Below are 21,138 nucleotides of genomic sequence, written 5' to 3'. Positions count from 1 at the left end.
TGCATGAGTCAATTTAAGCGTCTGCGGAAGCATCATAGTTTTTTCAGATTCAGAAAGGATTTCGAACAATATAGTCTGAAAAGTGCCAGAAGCTACGAACTGATCCTGCATTGGCTCCATAATAAGATGAACCGCAATCAATTCCTGTTGTTGTCCGGTATCTTAGTAGGGTGTACAGCAGGACTGGCGGGAGTGGTGCTGAAGAGTCTTGTTCACTATATCCATTACGTCATTACTTATAAGGTACATTTCAGTACCCAGGTCATCTTTTACATCGTGTTTCCTTTTCTGGGGATCGTGCTCACGACGCTGATTGTCATCTGGTTTTTCAAGGGGCAGTCGAGGAAAGGGATACCGGCCATTCTGCACGAGATTGCGCAAAACTCCAGCCGGGTACCTCCGGTAAAAATGTATTCTCAGATCCTGCAAAGTGCGGTCACTGTAGGGCTGGGGGGATCAGCAGGGCTTGAAAGCCCGATTGCTGTTACGGGTGCCGCCGTGGGCTCTAACTACGCGCGGGTATACAATCTTGGATATAAAGAGCGGACCCTGCTGCTGGCCGCCGGCGCAACTGCAGGAATCGCCGCCGCCTTCAATGCTCCCATTGCCGGGATGATGTTCGCTTTCGAGGTATTATTAACCGGGGTCGTGTTTTCGGATTTCATGCCCCTTGTGGTGGCCGCCGTTTGTGGCAGCCTGCTTTCCAAGATCATTCTGCAGGAAGAAGCGTTATTTCACTTCGAGTCGAGAACTGCATTCAATTATCATAATGTACCTTATTACATCGCTCTGGGGATACTCAGTGGATTTTATGCCCGCTACTATGTGGTCATTTCCCGGAAGGTGGAACATTTCTTTCATCATCTGAAGTGGTCTGCATTACAACGGGCCATCCTCGGCGGCATACTGGTATCTGCTCTTTGCGTGGCCATGCCTCCTTTATTCGGGGAAGGCTACTCCAGTGTAAAGGCGCTTGCCGGCGGAGCTGGTGAAGATATTCTGCAAAACAGCTTCTTCCGGTATCTGCCGCTGCAAAGCTGGATGATACTGGTTTTCACCGGGTGCGTATGTTTGCTGAAAGCATTTGCCGCTTCCATCACCATACAGAGTGGTGGAAACGGTGGAAATTTTGCACCCTCCCTCGTTGCAGGAGGATTTCTGGGATTCTTTTTCGCCGTGGTTTGTCTGCAGATGGGTATTACCAATATCCCGGTCACCAATATGGTGATTGTTGGTATGGCTGGCGTAATGGCTGGCGTAATGTATGCCCCGCTCACCGCCATATTCCTCATCGCCGAATCCAGTTCCGGATATGACCTTTTCATACCGCTGATGATTGTTTCAACGATCTCCTTCCTGATGGCAAAGTGGTTTTCTCCCATCTCCCCGGAAATAAAAGAACTCGCAGAAGAAGGTAAAGTGTTTACACGCGCTCACGATAAAAACATTTTATCTCTGCTCAGGATAGATGAGCTGATAGACAGAGATGTACAAATGGTAGATATTAACGCGCACCTCCGCGAAGTCATAGAACTGGTGAAAGAGGGTGGCCGGAACATTATTGCTGTAGTGAGCCAACAGCAATTATTTGAAGGCATCATCACGCTGGACGACATCCGGCCGGTGATGTTCAACCCTGAGCTGTATGATACGATTACTGTAAAGAAAATGATGCAGACATCACCGGCTGTTGTGAACATAAAAGATAATGTAGACACTGTGATCCGGAAGTTCGACGGGTCCAACACCTGGCTGCTGCCCGTTTTGCAGGATAAGCACCTGGTGGGTTTTATCTCTAAATCCACTTTACTCAATAAATACCGTTTACTCCTGCAGGAATATTCCGAAGGATAGCACTATTTGGGATATAAAACAAAATGCCTAAATTCCTGTATACGAAAATCCGACGATGGCCAGAGTATTGATAAATTTTGCACATCCGGCCCTGGAGAAATCGAGGGTGCACGCACAGTTGCTGCGGGTTATAAAAAACATGCCGGGTATTACTTTTAATGATCTGTACGAGCAATATCCCCACCTGGACATCAATGTAGCCCGCGAGCAAAAACTGCTGGAACAACACGATATTATATTAATGCAGCATCCTTTTTACTGGTATAGTGCCCCGGCTATTATAAAGCAATGGCTGGACCTTGTACTGGAACATGGCTGGGCTTATGGTCATACTGGTAAAGCGTTGCAGGGGAAATACTTCGGTAATATTATCAGTGCGGGAGGTTCCGAACATGCCTATCATCCCGAAGGACATCATGGACATACAGTACATGATTTTCTGTTGCCATTCATACAAACCGCTAAGTTATGCAACATGCAATATGTTGCGCCCTATGTGGTATTTGGCGTGCACCGGATGGATATTTCAGATATACAGCAGGAAGCTGTAAAGCTTGGAAAAACGCTGGAGCTGCTGCGCGACAAGCAATTTGATCCCAAGCCGCTGCCTGATCTCGAGTACCTGAATCAACTTCTTCAACTACCCGCTCAAACCAGTTAATATGGACCAGCATTCTTTATTATTTCAGTCGATGGTATACCTGGCGGCCGCCATCATATTTGTACCGCTCGCCCGGAAAATGGGACTGGGCGCCGTGCTTGGCTATCTGCTGGCAGGTATTATTATTGGGCCTTCTGTATTTGGATTTATCGGAACAGAGGGAGAAGACATTATGCATTTCGCAGAGTTTGGTGTAGTAATGATGTTGTTCCTTATAGGGATAGAGCTGGAGCCTGCGTTGTTATGGAGATTGCGTTCGTCGATACTGGGGTTGGGAGGGTTGCAGGTGGTCATTAGTGCCGCGGTGCTGGCAGGTATAGCCATGCTGATCGGCCAGCCGGTAAACACCTCGCTGGCGCTGGGAATGATATTGTCGCTTTCATCGACTGCCATTGTATTACAGACGTTGAATGAAAAAGGCTGGATGGGCACTGCCGCAGGGCAGAGTGCATTTTCTGTATTGCTGTTCCAGGACATCGCTGTCATCCCGATGCTGGCAATATTTCCATTACTGGCAGGCAATGCCGGTACGGAAGCTGCTTCGCAGTCTCATTCGCTCAGAGATGGTCTGCCGGCATGGGGGCAAACGCTGGTGGTGTTGGGAGCTGTAGCTGTAATTATTATTGCGGGCCGCTACCTGGTACGACCGCTGATGCGCATTATTGCAGGAACCAGAGTACGTGAGCTGTTCACGGCAACTGCGCTGTTAATGGTAGTGGGTATTGCAGTGCTGATGAACCTGGTAGGGCTGAGCTCTGCGCTGGGTGCGTTTCTGGGCGGAGTGGTGCTGGCTAACAGTGAATACAGACATGAGCTGGAAAGTGATATTGAACCATTCAAGGGATTGTTGCTGGGCCTATTCTTCATTGCAGTAGGCGCTTCCATCGATTTCAAACTGATCATGGAGCAGCCCTGGGTTATATTGGCTCTTGTAGCGGGTATCATGACATTGAAAGGAGTGGTACTGCTGATCCTGGGCAAGATCTTCAAACTGAATACAGATCAGAATCTGCTGTTTGCCTTCGCCCTGGCTGATATCGGAGAATTTGCCTTCGTTTTGCTATCGTTCACCCGCCAGGCTCATCTGCTGAATGAGGAAATGACTGCGATGATGACGGCTGTGGTGGCCATCAGTATGGCACTGACACCACTGGTAATGCTGCTGTACGAAAAAGTGATACAACCGCATTTCACCCGTTCGGAGATAAAAGCGGAGCGGGAAGCTGATGAGATTAATGAAAAGAATCCGGTCATCATTGCCGGTTTCGGGCGCTTCGGCAGCATGACAGGCCGTTTTCTGCGCGCAAACGGTATCAATGCTACCATACTGGATCTGGATTCCGACCGGGTAGACTCGCTTCATAACCTGGGTATTAAGGTATATTATGGAGATGCATCCCGCTATGATTTGCTCGTTGCTGCGGGCGCGGCCGACGCTAAACTGATGATCATAGCTACCGATCATGCAGAGCAAACATTGGAAATAGTGAAAATGGTGCAGCGTTATTTTCCTCATCTGCAACTACTTGTAAGAGCAGAGAATACAGAAGATACTTTTGAGTTGATGGATCTTGGTGTGCTGCACATTTACCGGGAAACGGTAGACACTTCGATCAGGGTAGGAGTGGATGCACTCAGGATGCTTGGTGGACGGGCCTATCGGAGTGAACGCGCGGCCAGAACGTTTCTCCGGCAGGATGAGAATGCACTGAAAGGATTGTCGGCCCTGCGCGATGACAAGAAGCAATACATCAATACCATGAAAGAGCGTATTGAAGAAATGGAGAAACTCATTACCTCCGACCGGATCAAAACCTGGCTGGACGAGGGACAGGGCTGGGATCCCGAGAGTCTGCGTGAAGAAATCCGCGGCGAACAAACAGGGGAGAACTGATCAGCTTACTGTATATGCTGAATAATGAGTTCTGCTACATGATGCAACAGTGCAACATCCACCGTATTCAGGTGATCGTGCAGGGGCTTGCTGGAAACAGCCCGCACGTAACCTTCTTCATCGGGTTCAAACGTAATTTCATGTTCTTCCAATACCACCTTATATACAGTTTTGTACTGCTGGTGTACGGTATGTACCTCCAGAATGTGAGGATGACCTTTGTACTCAAATTTGAGCGTGAAAATATCTGACATAAAGTTATTACCGTTGCGCAGTGCCATTACTACTCATCCTGCTGATGATAGTATCGTTTAATTCTGTTTTTTTCATCGCGGGAAAGCTGATGAATAGCCCAGAGAGAGAAACAGGCAAGACCGCTAATGATTAATATATACCCAATGAAACCGATGGTATGGAAGATACGGAACCACACCCAATCGTTTGTTAAGGCGTACTGTGCTAAGATAGCCAAAATAGTTCCGGCGGACAGCAATACTAAAGCTATTTTTTTCATGGGAATCTTTTTGGGATAAAAAACTTTCTGTCACTTCACGGGTATATAACGCTTCATCCATTGATATTGTTACAACTGCAGCCGGATTCCCAGCTTATTTAATCCTTTTACCAACAGCAGCATCAACAGTGCAAACACGCCCCACCAGATGATTCCAGGCAGGCCCGATTCCAGCACGGCCGGAAAGCTGAGTCCTGTCAATATCATAAAATAATAAACAATATCCGGAAGTATATAAGTAAGCAGGGGATTTGCTCCGGCAGGCCGGAAAAAGGAAGTCCACCTGCTGAGCTGTCTTACATCTACCAAAAAATATAAAACAGAAAATATAATCGTGCATATAGCCATACAATACAGGCACCAGGTAGGCGTAGCCTGTATTTTAGACAACTGGTAATCAGGCCGCAGCATCAGGCCGCAAAACATTGTCAGGGTGATAAAACCTACTACTCTGCTCGCAAGCCTGCTACCGCGCAAGGCTATTTCTTCATCAAAATAAAACAAGGTCACCAGTATCCCTGCCAATACAATGGATGTATGTGCCGCATTCCTGGCCTGTGATCCCAGCCAGCTCCACTCTCCATGTTGCATAAATGGCTGCCGGCACAGTATATAGTAACCGAGGCAAACGGCTATCATCAGCATCATGGCGTTCGGCGTGCCTTTAAACCATTGGTAAAACAGGCAGGCATACAGGTAAGCCCAACCGATAAGGCCCAATATTCCCCACCAATGCGGCTGCAGATATTCTGTACCATCTTTCCCTCCACGAAATACAATGCCGAGCACAATAAGTCCTGCAACACCAGCCCCCCTCAATACCCACGCCGGCCAGGGCTGCCGGAAAGTATAAATATTCCACACCAGCACTGCACATATAAAAAACAACAACGCCCACGCAGCACCATTCATCCCGGTAGCTGCTGCATTGATTCTTTCCGTGTTTACCATGAAAATACCCAATATCCACAAACCCAGCGTGCGCCAGATAATATGCCGCTGCAGCTGCCAGAAACTGTCGCCTCTTGCCATCCTGCTATTGATCGCAAAAGGGATAGACATTCCGACGATAAAAAGAAATGCAGGGAAAACAACATCTACGAACGTCATCCTGTCTTCATTACGCCCGGCATGTTCCATCCAGGAAGGGATACCCTGTACGCCTGCTACACCATTGACGAATATCATGACAAGAATGTTGATTCCTCTGAAAGCATCGATAGACAGAATACGGCCGGGTTTGAGTTTGTTGATCATAAGATACGGGGTTGTAACATCTTCCTAACAAAATACATATTTTCTGTTTACCGTTAAACCTATTTAGTGACCAGCGGTTCCAAAAAAAACCTACCTTTCTTCCAATAACAAAATCGTGTAATGCTTATGATCAAAACCATTCTTGCCGGAGCCGGCCTGGCCGGGCTGGCATGTTTTACTGCCTGTAACCAGGGCCAGTCATCTTCCGGCGCAGCATCCACTCCTGATGCAGTTGCCGCTAATGTAGACAGCACTGTGAACCCCGCACAGGATTTTTTTGATTATGCCAACGGCGGCTGGATCAAACGCAACCCCATACCATCGGAATATAGCTCCTGGGGCATCGGTAATCTTGTTCAGGAAGAATTATACAAACGCCTGCGGATCATCAATGAAAAAGCAGTAGAAAATCCTGCAGATCCGATATCAAAGAAAATCGCAGCCTTCTGGAAAAGCGGAATGGATTCCGTGCGCATTAATGCAGACGGTATTAAGCCGATAGAAAATGAGTTAAAGGAGATCAATGCAGTTTCGAATACACAACAGCTGGTGCAACTGGCGTCGAAACTGAACATCCAGATGACATCAATGTGCGACCTGTACATAGCGCAGGACGCCAAAAACAGCGAGGCGATTGCAGTACAGCTCAACCAGGGGGGACTGGGGCTTCCGAACCGCGATTACTACTTCAATACCGACGCACGTACTACAAAAATCAGAGAGGCATATCCCGGCCACATCGCGAAAATGCTACAGTTCACGGGGCTCGACAGCAATGCCGCACGCAGTGCTGCTACAGCTATTCTGCAGCTGGAAACATTACTGGCCAAATCGAGCCGAAAGCTGGAAGACCTTCGTGACCCCGAGGCTAACTACCATAAAATGGCTGTTACCAGTCTGAAAAAGATTGCCGGAAATATCGACTGGAATGATTTCCTTCAGCAGCAGGGCATCACCAGGTACGCCGACACCGTAATTGTTGGTCAACCGGAATTCTACACTGCACTCAGTAACGCAGTTAAATCGCAGCCACTGGAAAACTGGAAGAACTATCTCAAATGGCAGCTGATCAGGGGAGCAGCGGCGCAACTCAGCGATACTATCTCCAACACTAATTTTGCATTTTACGGAACTTTGATGAGGGGGCAGGACAAACAGAAGCCTCGCTGGAAGCGTGTGCTGGACGCAGAAGAGGAAGCAATGGGCGAAGCGCTTGGACAGTTATTCGTTAAAGAGTTCTTCGACGCCACTGCTAAGAAGAGATACGAAAACCTGGTAGAGAGCATACGCGCCGAATTGAAAATCCGCATAGAAAAACTCGCCTGGATGAGCGACAGTACAAAGCAGAAAGCATTGTACAAGCTGTCGAAGATCACAAAAAAAGTAGGTTATCCCGACAAATGGAAAGATTTTTCTGCGATGGAAATCAAGGAGCAGTCTTACTATCAGAACATGGCAGCAGCCCGTTTGTGGTGGCAACAATACCATATCAACAAACTGGGCAAACCGGTAGATCGTTCGGAATGGGATATGAGTCCGCAAACATATAACGCCTACTATAATCCCAGCAATAACGAAATAGTATTGCCGGCCGGCATCTTCACCGTACCCGGAAAGCGTGATGAAGAACTGGATGATGCCGTTGTTTATGGTTACGCCGGCGCATCCACTATTGGTCATGAGATCACACATGGTTTCGACGATGAAGGCCGTCAGTTTGACGCTGCCGGTAATCTGAAAAACTGGTGGACAGCTGCCGATGTAAAGAAATTCAACGAGCGTGCTGCGGTAATGGTAAGGCAATTCAACAGTTACGTAGTAGTAGACACGCTGCATATCAACGGGAAAGCCACACTGGGAGAAAATATAGCCGACCTCGGAGGTATTTTGCTTGGATGGGAGGCATTTAAAAAGACGGAGCAATACAAGAAGAATGAAAAAATTGCGGGCTATACACCGGCACAGCGCTTTTTCATGGGCTACTCTTTAGGCTGGCTCGGACATACCAAAAAAGAATCACTGGCCCGCCAGGTATTAATTGACGTACACTCTCCGGCCAAATTCAGGGTAAACGGCCCCTTCAGCGATGTAGATGCTTTTTATGACGTGTATGGCGTAAAACCCGGCGATGGCATGTATAGAGCAGATAGTGCGAGGGTGAGGCTCTGGTAGAATTGGGAATGAAGAAATAAGCATGAAGAATAAAAGCGGAGATGGTAAACGCGAGGTTGAACTTCGCGTTTACTATCTCCGCTTTTATTCTTCATGTCGAATTCTTTACTTTAGCTGTCTCAAATCTTCGCCAGATGCCATATTCAGAAAATAGTATCAGAGTTAGACATAATTTAATCAAAAGAGGTATCAGGGCTGCGGCGTTCCTCTCGCTTTCTGTCATCGGAAAGCCTGTTTTTTCGCAACAGTTTCATGAACCGCTTCCTGTTTTTAAAGAAACACCCAGGCATTATATCTGCCGGGAAACGAAAGACAAAGTGGTTATTGACGGTAAGCTGGACGACAAGGGATGGCAAACAGCCGATTGGAGCGAGGATTTCAAAGATATTGAAGGAGATGTCAAACCAGCGCCGGCTTTGCGTACGAGGGTAAAGATGATGTGGGACTCAGCATATCTTTATATTGGAGCGGTATTACAGGAACCACATATCTGGGGCACTTTGAAGGAGCATGATGCGATCATCTTCCATGATAATGATTTTGAAGTATTTATAGATCCGGATGGTGATACACACAGGTATTATGAGATCGAGATCAATGCCCTGAATACCGTGATGGACCTGTTTATGAATATTCCCTATCGCAATGGGGGAGAGGCCATGATCAACTGGGATACCAAAGGCATTATCACAGCCGTTCATATCGATGGTACCATTAACAACCCGTCTGACAGGGATAAAGAATGGTCTGTGGAAATGGCGATTCCGTATAAGGCGCTTAGTTTCTTCAGCAGGGAGTTGCGCCCTGCCGAGAACACTATCTGGCGGATCAATTTTTCACGTGTGGAATGGGATACAGATATAAAGGATGGAAAATATTTGAAGAAGCCATTGCCCGAACATAACTGGGTATGGTCGCCGCAGGGTATCATCAATATGCATGCGCCTGAAAGGTGGGGCTATCTGTTGTTTACCAGCAAAGCCAATGCAGTATTTGAATTACCGGCATCGGAGGAAGCGAAGAAATATCTCTGGCAGATATACAGTGCACAGCAAAATTACGCGCAGCTGCATGGAAAATATGCATCCGGTCTTGATGCCCTGAATATCAATGCCCGGCAAACGGGCGCCCATGGCCAGGTCTATAATCTGATTATGGAAGGCATATCATCCCAGTTTACAGCCAGCGTTACGGGAAGTAATTTCGCCGGTTCCGTTAACATCAATCAGGAAGGGAAAGTTTACAGTAACAGAAAATAACGGTTATGGATAAACGATTTTTTATCAAATCCCTGGGTATTGGAGGGTTGTCGCTGGCGAAAGCTTCGCTGCCACTCAGCCAGGCAACAGCAGCAGGGAAAAAACTTCCGCTGGAGAAAACGGTTGTTCAGCATCGCGTATGGATTAATCCGGATCACAAGGATACCGAAGCCATACTGAAAACCCGGTATGCGGCATATCGGAAAGCAGGTATTACTGATATTATGTTTGAAGCCGATAGCGCGCTGCATTTCAGAACAGCAAAAGCCAGCGGCATAAAGGCGCATCGTTGGATGTGGACGATGAACCGTGGAGAAAAAGACCTGCTGGCCAGCCATCCGGAGTGGTATGCGCAGAACCGCAAGGGTGAATCCTGCGCCAATCATCCCCCATATGTGGATTACTATCGCTGGCTATGCCCTACCAAACCGGAAGTGGTGAAATACCTGAGCAACCAGGTAGAACAGATCCTTTCACTGGATTATGTGGATGGGATACATCTCGATTATGTACGTTTCTGTGATGTTATATTACCCATAAACCTTTGGAGCCACTATGGCATCGATCAGTCGAAAGAGTTGCCGGAATATGATTTCTGTTATTGTGATCAATGCCGCAACGCTTACAAAGAGAAATACGGCGCAGATCCGCTACAGCTGGAGCATCCGGACCAGAGCCCATCCTGGCGCAAATTCCGCTACGATCGTATCACTAATGTAGTTAGTCATCTTGCACAGGTGGCACAACAACACCACAAACCAATATCCGCAGCGGTATTTCCTACTCCTGAAATCGCTAAGCGCCTGGTACGGCAAGACTGGACCAACTGGCCGTTAAATGCGGTTTGTCCGATGATCTACCATGGTTTCTACCGCGAACCCATTAGCTGGATCGGAGATGCTGTAGCAGAAGGCGTGAAGGGGCTGCACGGAGCCTTCCCTTTATATGCAGGTCTTTTCCTGCCCGATTTCAACGGCAACTATCGCAATCTGGCGGAAGCAGTGAACCTGGCTATGCAGAACGGAGCAGCGGGCGTTTCTATTTTTGGAGAAGTGACGAAGGAGGTGTTGGAGGTGCTTGCGGCAACGCAGCTGTAGAAAAAATTACGAATTACAAAATAGCGGGGAGATAGTTGCGAAGTTGATCCTCGCGTTTACTATCTCCCCGCTATTTCATAATTCGTAATTCCTAATTCTTTCTACAATTCGTTCTTCGGCCTGTCCGCTGCAGCTTTACCAAAGCTGAGATTCGGTTTGTTGCCCATTTTAATAACCATAGTGCCACCTTTCATAATATCGTTATGGGTAATGAAACTACGGGTATATGGTTTACCGTTGAGGGTAATATTTTGTATGTAGATGTTTTCTGCGCTGTTACCGTTCGTTTGTACAGTAAACGTTTTGCCTCCTCCGAGTTTCAATGTGGCTTTATCGAATAAGGGGCTGCCCAGCACGTATACACCATTGGCAGGATTTTCGGGATAGAAGCCGAGGGAAGAGAATACATACCAGGACGACATTGCGCCGCAATCTTCATTACCGGCAAGACCTTCAGGCTGATCGAAATAGAATTCTTTCATCACCTGCCTTACTTTTTCAGCTGTTTTCCATTGATATCCGGAGAATGCGTACATGTAAGTAACATGATGGCTCGGCTCATTGCCATGTGCATACATGCCAATGAGGCCGGAGATATCGGAAGATGCTTCAGCTCCCATGTCGCCTTTTGCAGTAAAGAGGCTGTCGAGTTTTTTAGTAAATGCATCATCGCCTCCCATCAGTGAGATCAGGCCTTCCACATCCTGGGGAACCAGCCAGGTATACTGCCATCCGTTTCCTTCGGTGAAGTCGCCTTTTTCATGAATGGAGTTGAACGGATCATAAGGTGTTTTAAAGCTGCCATTGCTGAGGCGAGGGCGCACAAAGCGGATGGTACTGTCGAAATAATTACGGTAGTAACCGGCACGTTTCTTAAAGTACTCGTAATCTTCTTTTTTGCCGAGTTTCTTTGCCATGGCCGCAATGCACCAGTCGTCGATTGCATATTCCATTGCTTTGGAAACGGATTCATATTCCTTATCAGCAGGAATATATCCCAGTTCCTTTACGTACTTCAGGCCCAGATCGTCGCGGTTAGCGGTAGCCTTCATGGCTGCCAGCGCTTCTTCCGGATTAAATCCTTTAAAGCCTTTCAGGTATGCATCTACAATCGGAGGCACTGCGTGATAGCCCACCATGCAATTGGTTTCATTGCCCATCAGCGGCCAGACAGGCAGCTTGCCTTGTTGTTTGTAAATGGTGAGCATAGAATTCACGAAGCTGTTCACTTTTTCCGGGTGCAGAATAGTGCTCAGTGGTGCGCAGGAGCGGTAAATATCCCAGAGAGAAAATACAGAATAGTTATCGAATCCGGGATTGGGATATTCCTTTTTGTCGGTACCCCTGTAGGCACCGTTATGGTCATTAAAAAGGGCCGGATCAATCATCGTATGATACAATGCAGTATAGAACACGCGGCGTGCGGCGTTATCTTTTGTTGCAATGTCTACTTTGGAAAGTTCCTTATCCCATTTAGCATTGGCGCTGTTTACAGTAGCGGTAAAATCCCATCCGGGAATTTCTGCTTTGATATTAGCCAGGGCATTTTCGCTGCTTACGGGAGAGATCCCCACTTTCAGCATTACCTGTCCGGGTGATTTATCAAAAACAATTACTCCTTTGGCTTCTTTCCCCTTCACGGAATTACCGGTTTGCGGGGTGTCGCCGTCAAATACCAGGAATTGTTTTACGGGTACGGAAGATTTAATAGCAAACCACAGCCGCTGGTCTACCGCCCAGCCTTTGGAGTAGCGGTATCCTTCCAGCGTATATTCATCTACCTGACGGATAAAAGTTTCCACGGGAGCATCCCAACCAATTCCTTCTTTCAGGTCGATAATGATATTAGCGGGTTGGTTGCCGGAGAAAGTATATTTATGGAAGGCTACTCTTTCAGAAGCAGTCAGCTCGGCTTTGATATTGTAATCATCCAGTTGAACTGCATAATATCCCGGGCGTACTTTTTCCCGTTCATGAGAATAATGAGAAGCATATCCTGAAGTTGGATTTTCCTGTGTTCCCCTGTTGGTGCGGACCTTACCGGTATAAGGCATGATCAGCACATCGCCCAGATCGCCGATACCCGTACCACTGAGGTGCATCTGGGAGAACCCTATCAGTACGCTGTCGGAATAGTGATAACCGGAGCACCAATCCCATCCTTTAACGATATTGCCCGGGCCTACCTGTACAGCACCGTAAGGTACACTCGCACCTACGAATACGTGGCCATGGCCACCAGAGCCAATATAGGGGTCGACCGCAGCAAGATATTTACTTTCAGCAAAGCCTGGCACAGGCGCTGTTTTTTTCTGGGCATTTGCGTTAATGCCATGAAACAGCATAGCAGATAATGCGAGGGCACTACCTATCTTGAATCCCGAAATCATAATCAAAAACCTTTAATCAAGATGGCAATTTACGCCCTGATTGTTACTTTTTGTGCTATTTTTTTAAAATTGGGGAACAGGTTCCAATTGGCGTGCCGGCTCAGGAGTTGGCGTATTCTTCACAAGGAACTTACGGGTATAAATCTGGTAAGCTATCATTAGCCAGAGAACCAGGCAGGGCAATGCTTTCAGCGCGTAGGGCACCGCCAGGTTTTTCCTTACCCAGGGAGTAACTACGTCGGAATGCGAGAAACTGACCAGCAGAATGGCAAAGAAGATGAAGATATTATTCCAACGGGTAGCCGGTTGCAATACATACCAGATACAGATGGCCGGTATGGCAATGATGTAGGTAGGCGATTCAGAGCTGGTACTGAATAACACCGGGAACATCAGGGTAGAGCAAAGGATATAGAGCCGGTACCTCGAATTGTAGCGGTATTTCAGTTGTGTATACTGCAGCAGGAATAACACTGTAGCCGGGATCAATACCGCCATGTTATTCAGCCATGGAATACCAAATACTCTTTTGATAAAGCCTCCGGCGGAGATGTCCTGGAATGAAATGATCGATTCCACATTCAGCGCATTCTTATGCACCAGCGCGGCATACCATTCAAAATAAGAATTAATGATATACTGGGGCGATGAGATAATCATTGGCAGTGCAAACAAAACGGCTCCCCAGAGAAACAGACCACCGATAAAACGCTTTGGATTTTGGCTGAAAAAGAAGAAAGCGAGACCTACAATACCATAAATTTTCGTCATGGTGCCCAGTAAAATGAAAAGGGTAGCCCAGATATCTTTGCCTTTGATGGTGTTGGTGAAGGCAAGGATAATAAAGGCGCCTATAAACTGGTTCAGCTGAAACCAGCCACTGGCACCCATCAGTTCCTGTGTACAGAGCAGTAATATAATATTCTGCTGTAGCTGGGAGAGTGGTAACTGCCGGATAGCGTAATAAAGTACAGCAGCTCCTGTAAGTGCCCACAACACGGCACCTATATGAGTGTCAAGTCCTGCAAACGGAGCAATTACAATACTGAATACAGGTCCATATAAATTAACGTCGTAATACTCCGCAGGATATTCGATGTATAGCGGTTGCTGGTGAATGACGTGGAAAAAAACGTTCTTAAATATGAGGAAATTATTAATATTCCCCCTGGAGATCTCCATGACGGCTCCAAGAAAGGCCAGCCCAAACCACAAGCTCAAAATCAGCCATTCCTTTTCAGCCAAAAAAGTCAGCACATTCCTTTTTTCACGCATATCAATATTTTGCCAGATAAAAATAAAAATGCTACAGTACGCACGTTTATACGTTTGTATAACGCCGGAAAAAGGGGTAGCCCCCTATTGATTTCCTCGTAAAAATTTTATTGGCAGGGGAATAGATCGTTGCCGAAAGGAGTGGTGATTTTGCCCGTTTTTTCCTTTTCAGCAAGGAAAACAGAAATTTTACAGGCCTGGGCAATACCGAACGGCTCTCTTTTGCAAAAAAGAGCTGCTCTCCGGTTCTTTTATCGGAACGGACCGCGCCGGCTCTTCCATCTCTCGTAATAATATTCCCCTCAATGGCTTCGCCCATTAATTATTGTGACGGGATTATATATCGGATTCCGCCCATTGTTTCGACTGTTCATTGACAGCGTAAACAGTAGCAGACAGGAGCAGACAACAGAGGACCAGAAAAGATACAAGTAAAAAAATCATAATACTCTCGTTTTATTCACATTTCTCAAATGTAAAACATTGTGGGAAATACCTGTTGTTTACCCAACAACAAATAGCGCCTCCTTTTTGAGGGAAGGCGCTTTGGCGGAAAAAGAGGTAGAATATTAAGAGGACGCGGCTGATTTAACGGTACCCCCATCCTGCTGAGGATTAATTGCAGGAGAAGCGTCTTTCAGATAGCACCATTTCAGTAAAATGGCCAGCAGCAAGGCTATCAGCGTAATTATCAAGCCAGGTCCGGACGGTCCTTTTTTACGTCTGGTTTCATTTTTCATCTTGTTCCATGCTTGTTGCGGGTGATATTTGTCCATTTCCTTTTTTTCCTGCTTCAGAAAATTTTCATTTTTTAATTCTTCAAACAGGGCCCGGTTTTCATCACTGGCGGCTAACCACGCGTCCAGCTCTGCGCGCTCTTCATCAGAGATCGCATTTTCCCAGTATTTGATCATCAGGCGGGACTGGCGATAATATGCATCCAGATCATGCTGCAAATGGCTTCAGGCGAAAGTGAGACTGTTTTGGATAATTGGCTCTCAAAATGAAGATAGGGAGAAAACGGTGGATTTGCAAAGGATCAGGGATGTATAATTCCAGGGGTAAGTTGTATAATTTTTTCCGTCAATTTTTCCGCTGCGGGAAGGAAGGTCAGTACCTCTTCATTGCTCTGCAATCGCTCTTCGTAGGTGGCAATTCCCAGTTCCTCCAGCATGCCGGAAAATCCCCGGTAGAGCGGTTCCGTTATGCAGGGGGAGATATTGTGAAAAAGTATGTGCAGGCAACGACAATACGAAGCTACGATCCAGAACATTGCTTCCCGGTGAAGTCCGACCCGGATCAATTCCCGGCTTCCGTCGATTACGATGGATCTGCCAACCGGGCTGATATCGGCAGCAAAGCGGTATGGTGATCCGGCTTTTATTTCAGCCGCCATGTCAAAAGCGGCAGTGAGTGTATGAAGATGCCGCTCCACAGCGGCCGGGTCAAGCGCAGCAAATCTGGTTAGTTGCAACATCGTTTCGTAGGATTTCGAATCACCGTACTTTTCCAGTAATTCTTTCAGCACAACATATCGCTTCCTGACGGTAGGGTTTTTCAATCCTGCTACCAGCATCATATGCACCAGCAATCCGCGGGCAAAGAGCCAGGCCGTCACCTGATCGTGCAAAAGCATATCTTCCTGTAGTTGCCTGAGATAGCCCAATGCTATAGTTCTGGCATTGCTGCATCGTTTGCGGACCCAATATTCTTCCGGGTACTTTGTCGCAACCGCTTGTTGCACATTTTTGAGGAGGTTACCGTTATCGGCGATTAAAGTGGTCCTGCTGAAACTCCCTGCCAGGTAATGTTTCGCTAATATGATTTCAGGAAGTTGAAATTCCCGAACGGGTAAATACGAAACCTCGAGTATCAGATCATCAAAGATAAATTTCCCGGGCAGGTGGCCTTCCGGATCTGTAAGTAGCACAATGATATCAATATCGGAAGTAACCGGGAAGATATCATCATCTGCCATCCAGTTAACAGATCCATGAAAAAAGGCACCACCGAAGCCGTTCAGTGGAACCGCTTCCAGTGTTACCCATTTTGCAGCCTTTGCTTTAGCATCCCTTACTAACATGATCTCCATCCGTTAATCGCCTTTTACATCCCGGAGTGTATGGATTGTAAAGATAAATACATTATCGTCTATCATACCCGGATCATCAAAGCAACAGATAATTCTTATCTTGTTTATCGGCATACATTCCTGAGTACATTTAAATAAAAATGCCTGGCCGGAACCAGGCAAGTTCAGCAAACCATTACGGTAACGGTTATATAATTTTATACCAGGCCAGGCCATCCGATCCATTAGGATGGTGAACGGACGGCAGTACGTTGTTCCCATTAATTTCAAACCAGTGAAATGAGCTCCGTCCATGCGGATGATGTTCAGTAGGGTAGAGCCTGTTCTCTCTTATTTCGTACCAGGGCATTACCCCTGAACCTTTAGTATGATGTATGGTAGTGTAAACGTTATTGTCCCTTATTTCGTATTCGGCTAATGAACGTCCACCATCCGGATGGTGTAAGGTTCTCTGAAGTCTCATGGTTAAATTTTTTTTGAAGTTTAAAAATGTGGTTAACGGATGTTTCGGGTTTACTAAACGCGCCTGTAATATAAGTAAATATTTGATCAGGACAGCAAACCATGACGTTATTAACATCTAAACTTTTACGAGCGGCCACTCCATTTGTCCGAAACAGGAACTGGCATATGCCAGTATCAGATTCCTTACCATCTGTGGTAATTCCGGCAGGTCGGCGATTTTGGAGAAGTGGCGGAAACCGCCACCTCTCCCATACACCTCCTCCGACACTGTTGCTGTTGGCTCACCGGATAAATAGGCGATTGGTATATGGATGTCGCGGTTCCTGATCTTCTCCCCAAGATCTATACCGCTTCCACCGGGCATGTTAATGTCCAGCAGGCAGGCATGGAACCTGATCTCATTAAAAAGCTTCCAGCCGGCTGTTATATCCGCTGCGCTAAATACCTTAAAACCGTTGCGATGTAATATCCGGCTCACGAGGCCGGAAAAAATGGGATCATCATCTACGTGAAGAATTAGTAACGGCTGAGTCATGATAAAATGAAGATTAGGGCCTTTTGCAGGCCGGATTTAAATGAATTTGATATTCTCATCTGCTACAATCAGGGAATAACCTGTCATCCTGACTGTTCTGATCTCTACTGATTCGCTAGCTGCGAAACAGTGTGTTCTCAGATGCCTGATGAATGCTTCCAGGTGCCTTTCATTTTTAAGCCATTCCAGTTTTTTCATAATGTCCTGCCTGGCCACGACCTGGTTACGATACAGTATCAGTACTTCCAGCACAGCAGCATGTTCCCGGTCAAGGGAGCAAGGGCTTTTCTCATGCCGGATTGCTGAATTTTTCCGGTCATAAATGTAACCATCTGCAAAATGTACCTCCTGGTATTCAGGAGTAGGCGTAATAGAGGAATTCATATGGTGTTATTGTGTTGCTCCGATGCAATGCTACGCAGGGTTTCCAACGGAACAACGGTGATAGATTTGGGTTTTACATAGATCAGCCTGTAGCCGATTCCTTTCTTGTTCCTAATACTCATTCCCGTGCCTCTGCTGAGTAGTTGCCTCAGCTTTTGCAGCAATACATCCAGGCGGCTTCTCCTTCTGATGCCTTTACCGAAAATGGTGTCCTGAATGTGGTTGGTACTAACAATGTCGCCATCGCCGGCTTTCAGTACATGAAAAAGGTCCATTACGTCTTGTTCTACAGGCAGGATTTCCGAGTATAGGGTCACAAATACCTGTTGTTCCGGATCATACATAACGGGCTGACTATTGTTGTGTGGCAGATCCGGTGGGAGACTTGCAGATGGAATGAATTGTTTCATAGTATAATTTGATTTTAAAATTTTGTACATTTCCTATCCTTATGATACATAGTCCATTATTTTGATCACGCAAAATAGAACCCCTATAAACAGTATCTCTTTAGCAAATCCAAATATGCCAGGTCAGCTTAAAAAAAATTTTCAACCCGATAAGTAATGGGCATTATTATCGGATAGGCTTAACTGTTAGTAATCGGATTAACGAATGATTAACAGTAGGAGCATAGTTGGGTGCCAGCTCAAAAAATTATGCGCCTGCTTATTCAACATTCAGATAATACCTATAACCCGTGTCGGCTAAATTTCTGTTTATACTGTACAATACATTCTTATCGCTTATACAAAATACATTATCGTATATACGTTATAGTTATAATCATTTTTCACAACCAGAAGCAGCCTATACGTGATGCTTATCTAGCTGCCATCGCAGCTATCCCATCATTTTTCAAAAAAAATTCTGAAAAAATTTTGCAGGTTCAAAAAAATATCTCCACCTTTGCATTGATAAAATAATAGAAACATGTACCGCTCAATTTTACATACGCAGTTTAAAAACGAGTATAGCCCAATACAGGGATATACGCGCGGGGCATGTTATGCTGAAGAATAAGTTAAAATAACGAATTCAATATAACATAAGCCCCGCAAGGATTTGCGGGGCTTTTTAATTGCATGAAACGGATGAAAATATCTGTCTATAACATACGATTTAGTATTGATCATAACAAACAGCTGTTATCGATAGGCTATTTCCATGCCTTCAAAAATAAACGACCAGGAGCATAGGTAACTATTACGCCTATACGTAAAAACGGTCGTCTTTGGGCGACCGTTTTTTTTATCCCTATACTGGCTTGTAGCTCAACGGTTAGAGCAACTGCCTTATACGCAGGAGGTTACCGGTTCAAATCCGGTCTGGCCAACTAATATGGTGCCTGTAGTTCAACGGCAGAACATCCGGCTGTGGACTGGAAGATCAGGGTTCGAACCCCGCCTGCACCCAATATTGTTAACCCCGGTATGTGAGTACGGCGAAGCTGGAGTGTCGCAATGGTCTGTAAAACCATCGTCTTAACAGACATAGCAGGTTCGATTCCTGCTACTCACACCAACAGGATGAATAGCTCCAACGGTAGAGCAGCGGTTTGAAGCGCCGCCTGTGCAGGTTCGATTCCTGCTTCATCCACCAGGTAAATGCGATGCATTTACTAAAGAACTTCCCTGACGGGAAGATCAGATCAATGCCGCGAAACACAACCCGGGCCAGGGATTCAAAAGTCCCGGCAGTGCAGCCGTAGTAACGCGTTGTATGCTGTTGTGAACGGACATTAGTCTACTTAGGATCTATGGGTAAAAGGTTCGAATCCTTTCCGTTTACGAACGGTAGCTCATTTGGGTAGAGCAATAGACTGACGCTTTCTGTAAAAAGCAAGGGCTTGAAACCCCCTAACATCAGAGAAGCCAGTATCGCTGATCCGGCTACGCCATCAAAAGGGTGGCAACGCAATCCTGCAAAGACCAGTAAACAATTGTATGTATCAGCTACATCACCATCACTTAGCTCTTCCGCCCTAACTGATGACTGACCGCTGACACCGCCTTGTTTCCGTTTTTAACAGGATGGATGGCCTTGCTGGCTTTTCATTCATTAACTAACCCCAAAAAACAAAAAAAATGAGAAGAGTAACTATCAACGCCTACGAAAGAGGGTTGGTTTTCAGGAATGGAGCTTACCAGCGAATGCTGCTGGAAGGACGTCACTGGCTGATCAATGAAGACGTGACTGTTTATGACACCAATAAGCCTTTCGTTTCCCCCATTGAACTGAACATCCTGTTGCAGGATGATGCCGTAGCAGCAGCGCTGCAGGTAGTAGAAGTAAGCGATACAGAAATCGTATTGCATTATGAGAACGGATTACTGAAGGAAGTATTGACTGCCGGAAGGTATGCTTTCTGGAAGAATATGATCGACAGAAAGTTTGTCAGGGCTGATATTTCCAAGATAGATATCACCGAAAGCCTGGACCGCGCTACTTTATGCCACCGGCTGGTAGCGCCGTTCGTAAGGTCTTTCACGGTGGAGAATCATGAACAGGCAGTTATGCTCGTTGATGGAAAGTACACTACTATCCTTTATTCCGGCGTGTACTTCTGGTGGAAGAACAGTATCACCATCACTGTTAGTAAGATAGATACCCGGCAGCTGCAGGTGGAGATAAGCGGACAGGAAATTCTGACCAGGGATAAGGCTGCGCTGCGGGTAAACGCCTGGGCACAGTACCGGATCACCGATATTCAAAAGGCTGTGTTGCAGAACAAGGAACATGAGCGTCAGTTGTATGTCCTGTTTCAGCTGGCACTGAGAGAATACATTGCGGTACTGAACTTCGATGAGCTCCTGGAAAAGAGGGAAAGCCTTGCTCCTGCCATCCTCGAAGCCGTTAGCAGAAAGAGTGAAGCATTAGGGATATCCGTTACCGGTTTCGGTATCCGTGATATCATACTGCCAGGCGACGTCAAGGACATCATGAACCAGGTACTGGTGGCTGAAAAGAAGGCACAGGCCAATATCATCATGCGAAGGGAAGAAACTGCCAGCACCAGAAGCCTGATGAATACTGCCAGGCTGATGGATGATAATCCGATGCTGTTCAAGCTGAAGGAAATGGAGTACGTGGAGAAGATCGCTGAAAAGATCAGCAGCATCAGTCTTAACGGAAATGGTATGTTGATTGATCAGTTGAAGCAAATATTCACGAAGTAATTAAGAATAGGGAGTGAAGAATTAAGAATGAAAGCGGAGATAGCAGTGAAAATAACATTCGCGTTTACTGTCTTCGCTTTCATTCTTAATTCTTCATTCCTTATTCTTAA

At 46.3% G+C, this 21,138-nt stretch carries 19 protein-coding genes and 3 tRNA genes; 11 read left to right on the top strand and 11 right to left on the bottom strand.

Going from position 1 to position 21,138, the window contains the following annotated elements; translation table 11 throughout:
• Positions 1-3: 3 nt before the first annotated feature.
• Genes UNH61_RS30575 through UNH61_RS30565 form a run of 3 tightly spaced genes read left to right on the top strand, consistent with a single transcriptional unit; the run spans position 4 to position 4,409 of the window.
• Positions 4-1,854: a chloride channel protein gene (locus UNH61_RS30575; RefSeq protein ID WP_326995822.1), complete on the top strand. Its 1,851-nt coding sequence runs from the start codon at positions 4-6 to the stop codon at positions 1,852-1,854.
• Between the two features lie 55 nt (positions 1,855-1,909).
• Positions 1,910-2,515, top strand: coding sequence for an NAD(P)H-dependent oxidoreductase (locus UNH61_RS30570; protein WP_326995821.1), 606 nt, complete (start codon positions 1,910-1,912; stop codon positions 2,513-2,515).
• Position 2,516: 1 nt separating this feature from the next.
• The gene (locus UNH61_RS30565) at positions 2,517-4,409 is read left to right on the top strand and encodes a monovalent cation:proton antiporter-2 (CPA2) family protein (RefSeq protein WP_326995820.1); all 1,893 of its coding nucleotides are present in this window, start codon (positions 2,517-2,519) and stop codon (positions 4,407-4,409) included.
• 5 nt (positions 4,410-4,414) lie between these two features.
• Here UNH61_RS30565 and UNH61_RS30560 read toward each other — a convergent pair whose 3' ends face one another.
• The 3 genes from UNH61_RS30560 to UNH61_RS30550 all read right to left on the bottom strand — a co-directional run bounded on the left by UNH61_RS30560 (position 4,415) and on the right by UNH61_RS30550 (position 6,180).
• Complete coding sequence (locus UNH61_RS30560) at positions 4,415-4,663, bottom strand: hypothetical protein (protein ID WP_326995819.1); 249 nt, start codon at positions 4,661-4,663, stop codon at positions 4,415-4,417.
• 29 nt (positions 4,664-4,692) lie between these two features.
• Complete coding sequence (locus tag UNH61_RS30555) at positions 4,693-4,923, bottom strand: hypothetical protein (RefSeq protein ID WP_326995818.1); 231 nt, start codon at positions 4,921-4,923, stop codon at positions 4,693-4,695.
• A gap of 69 nt (positions 4,924-4,992) precedes the next feature.
• Positions 4,993-6,180 (bottom strand): DUF5009 domain-containing protein, encoded by a 1,188-nt coding sequence (locus UNH61_RS30550; protein WP_326995817.1) that lies wholly within the window; start codon positions 6,178-6,180, stop codon positions 4,993-4,995.
• A 126-nt stretch (positions 6,181-6,306) separates the two neighbouring features.
• Here UNH61_RS30550 and UNH61_RS30545 point away from each other — a divergent pair, with 126 nt between their 5' ends.
• The 3 genes from UNH61_RS30545 to UNH61_RS30535 all read left to right on the top strand — a co-directional run bounded on the left by UNH61_RS30545 (position 6,307) and on the right by UNH61_RS30535 (position 10,708).
• Positions 6,307-8,352 (top strand): M13 family metallopeptidase, encoded by a 2,046-nt coding sequence (locus UNH61_RS30545; protein ID WP_326995816.1) that lies wholly within the window; start codon positions 6,307-6,309, stop codon positions 8,350-8,352.
• A 134-nt stretch (positions 8,353-8,486) separates the two neighbouring features.
• Entirely contained in the window at positions 8,487-9,611 is a 1,125-nt protein-coding gene (locus tag UNH61_RS30540) for a carbohydrate-binding family 9-like protein (RefSeq protein WP_326995815.1), read from the top strand.
• Positions 9,612-9,616: 5 nt separating this feature from the next.
• The gene (locus tag UNH61_RS30535) at positions 9,617-10,708 is read left to right on the top strand and encodes a family 10 glycosylhydrolase (protein ID WP_326995814.1); all 1,092 of its coding nucleotides are present in this window, start codon (positions 9,617-9,619) and stop codon (positions 10,706-10,708) included.
• Between the two features lie 101 nt (positions 10,709-10,809).
• Here UNH61_RS30535 and UNH61_RS30530 read toward each other — a convergent pair whose 3' ends face one another.
• From UNH61_RS30530 to UNH61_RS30495, 8 genes are all read right to left on the bottom strand, one after another.
• Positions 10,810-13,098, bottom strand: a complete 2,289-nt coding sequence (locus tag UNH61_RS30530; protein WP_326995813.1) for a GH92 family glycosyl hydrolase — start codon at positions 13,096-13,098, stop codon at positions 10,810-10,812.
• A 63-nt stretch (positions 13,099-13,161) separates the two neighbouring features.
• Positions 13,162-14,373 (bottom strand): glycosyltransferase family 87 protein, encoded by a 1,212-nt coding sequence (locus tag UNH61_RS30525; protein ID WP_326995812.1) that lies wholly within the window; start codon positions 14,371-14,373, stop codon positions 13,162-13,164.
• A gap of 569 nt (positions 14,374-14,942) precedes the next feature.
• Entirely contained in the window at positions 14,943-15,329 is a 387-nt protein-coding gene (locus tag UNH61_RS30520; protein WP_326995811.1) for a hypothetical protein, read from the bottom strand.
• Positions 15,330-15,412: 83 nt separating this feature from the next.
• A complete protein-coding gene (locus UNH61_RS30515; RefSeq protein WP_326995810.1) occupies positions 15,413-16,465 on the bottom strand; it encodes a hypothetical protein in 1,053 nt (350 codons plus the stop codon).
• 187 nt (positions 16,466-16,652) lie between these two features.
• Positions 16,653-16,928, bottom strand: coding sequence for a hypothetical protein (locus UNH61_RS30510; RefSeq protein WP_326995809.1), 276 nt, complete (start codon positions 16,926-16,928; stop codon positions 16,653-16,655).
• A 117-nt stretch (positions 16,929-17,045) separates the two neighbouring features.
• Positions 17,046-17,465 carry a response regulator gene (locus UNH61_RS30505; protein ID WP_326995808.1) on the bottom strand — a complete coding sequence of 140 codons (420 nt, stop codon included), beginning with the start codon at positions 17,463-17,465 and terminating at the stop codon, positions 17,046-17,048.
• Between the two features lie 36 nt (positions 17,466-17,501).
• Complete coding sequence (locus tag UNH61_RS30500; RefSeq protein ID WP_326995807.1) at positions 17,502-17,849, bottom strand: winged helix-turn-helix domain-containing protein; 348 nt, start codon at positions 17,847-17,849, stop codon at positions 17,502-17,504.
• Positions 17,846-18,259, bottom strand: coding sequence for a helix-turn-helix domain-containing protein (locus UNH61_RS30495; RefSeq protein ID WP_326995806.1), 414 nt, complete (start codon positions 18,257-18,259; stop codon positions 17,846-17,848). The genes UNH61_RS30500 and UNH61_RS30495 overlap by 4 nt, the downstream gene beginning before the upstream one ends.
• 853 nt (positions 18,260-19,112) lie before the next feature.
• On the opposite strand from UNH61_RS30495, the gene UNH61_RS30490 reads away from it, so the two are divergent.
• From UNH61_RS30490 to UNH61_RS30470, 5 genes are all read left to right on the top strand, one after another.
• Positions 19,113-19,185, top strand: a tRNA-Ile gene (locus UNH61_RS30490).
• A gap of 99 nt (positions 19,186-19,284) precedes the next feature.
• Positions 19,285-19,373 (top strand) — tRNA-Tyr (locus tag UNH61_RS30485).
• 3 nt (positions 19,374-19,376) lie between these two features.
• Positions 19,377-19,451 (top strand) — tRNA-Phe (locus UNH61_RS30480).
• A gap of 247 nt (positions 19,452-19,698) precedes the next feature.
• Positions 19,699-19,848 (top strand): hypothetical protein, encoded by a 150-nt coding sequence (locus UNH61_RS30475; protein ID WP_326995805.1) that lies wholly within the window; start codon positions 19,699-19,701, stop codon positions 19,846-19,848.
• Positions 19,849-19,936: 88 nt separating this feature from the next.
• The gene (locus UNH61_RS30470; RefSeq protein ID WP_326995804.1) at positions 19,937-21,028 is read left to right on the top strand and encodes a slipin family protein; all 1,092 of its coding nucleotides are present in this window, start codon (positions 19,937-19,939) and stop codon (positions 21,026-21,028) included.
• Positions 21,029-21,138 lie beyond the last annotated feature (110 nt).

Source organism: Chitinophaga sp. 180180018-3, assembly GCF_037893185.1.
GTDB lineage: Bacteria > Bacteroidota > Bacteroidia > Chitinophagales > Chitinophagaceae > Chitinophaga.
The sequence above is the reverse complement of the archived record's forward strand: the minus strand, read 5'-3'. Positions and strand labels throughout refer to the sequence as shown.

Bases quoted from the DNA above. Each gene is read 5' to 3' on its own strand.
- UNH61_RS30545 (WP_326995816.1), top strand. From the start codon at position 6,307: ATGATCAAAACCATTCTTGCCGGAGCCGGCCTGGCCGGGCTGGCATGT.
- UNH61_RS30565 (WP_326995820.1), top strand. From the start codon at position 2,517: ATGGACCAGCATTCTTTATTATTTCAGTCGATGGTATACCTGGCGGCC.
- UNH61_RS30470 (WP_326995804.1), top strand. From the start codon at position 19,937: ATGAGAAGAGTAACTATCAACGCCTACGAAAGAGGGTTGGTTTTCAGG.
- UNH61_RS30495 (WP_326995806.1), bottom strand. From the start codon at position 18,259: ATGAAACAATTCATTCCATCTGCAAGTCTCCCACCGGATCTGCCACAC.
- UNH61_RS30510 (WP_326995809.1), bottom strand. From the start codon at position 16,928: ATGAGACTTCAGAGAACCTTACACCATCCGGATGGTGGACGTTCATTA.
- UNH61_RS30530 (WP_326995813.1), bottom strand. From the start codon at position 13,098: ATGATTTCGGGATTCAAGATAGGTAGTGCCCTCGCATTATCTGCTATG.
- UNH61_RS30575 (WP_326995822.1), top strand. From the start codon at position 4: ATGAGTCAATTTAAGCGTCTGCGGAAGCATCATAGTTTTTTCAGATTC.
- UNH61_RS30550 (WP_326995817.1), bottom strand. From the start codon at position 6,180: ATGATCAACAAACTCAAACCCGGCCGTATTCTGTCTATCGATGCTTTC.
- UNH61_RS30500 (WP_326995807.1), bottom strand. From the start codon at position 17,849: ATGAATTCCTCTATTACGCCTACTCCTGAATACCAGGAGGTACATTTT.
- UNH61_RS30540 (WP_326995815.1), top strand. From the start codon at position 8,487: ATGCCATATTCAGAAAATAGTATCAGAGTTAGACATAATTTAATCAAA.
- UNH61_RS30570 (WP_326995821.1), top strand. From the start codon at position 1,910: ATGGCCAGAGTATTGATAAATTTTGCACATCCGGCCCTGGAGAAATCG.
- UNH61_RS30555 (WP_326995818.1), bottom strand. From the start codon at position 4,923: ATGAAAAAAATAGCTTTAGTATTGCTGTCCGCCGGAACTATTTTGGCT.
- UNH61_RS30560 (WP_326995819.1), bottom strand. From the start codon at position 4,663: ATGTCAGATATTTTCACGCTCAAATTTGAGTACAAAGGTCATCCTCAC.
- UNH61_RS30535 (WP_326995814.1), top strand. From the start codon at position 9,617: ATGGATAAACGATTTTTTATCAAATCCCTGGGTATTGGAGGGTTGTCG.
- UNH61_RS30525 (WP_326995812.1), bottom strand. From the start codon at position 14,373: ATGCGTGAAAAAAGGAATGTGCTGACTTTTTTGGCTGAAAAGGAATGG.
- UNH61_RS30515 (WP_326995810.1), bottom strand. From the start codon at position 16,465: ATGGAGATCATGTTAGTAAGGGATGCTAAAGCAAAGGCTGCAAAATGG.
- UNH61_RS30505 (WP_326995808.1), bottom strand. From the start codon at position 17,465: ATGACTCAGCCGTTACTAATTCTTCACGTAGATGATGATCCCATTTTT.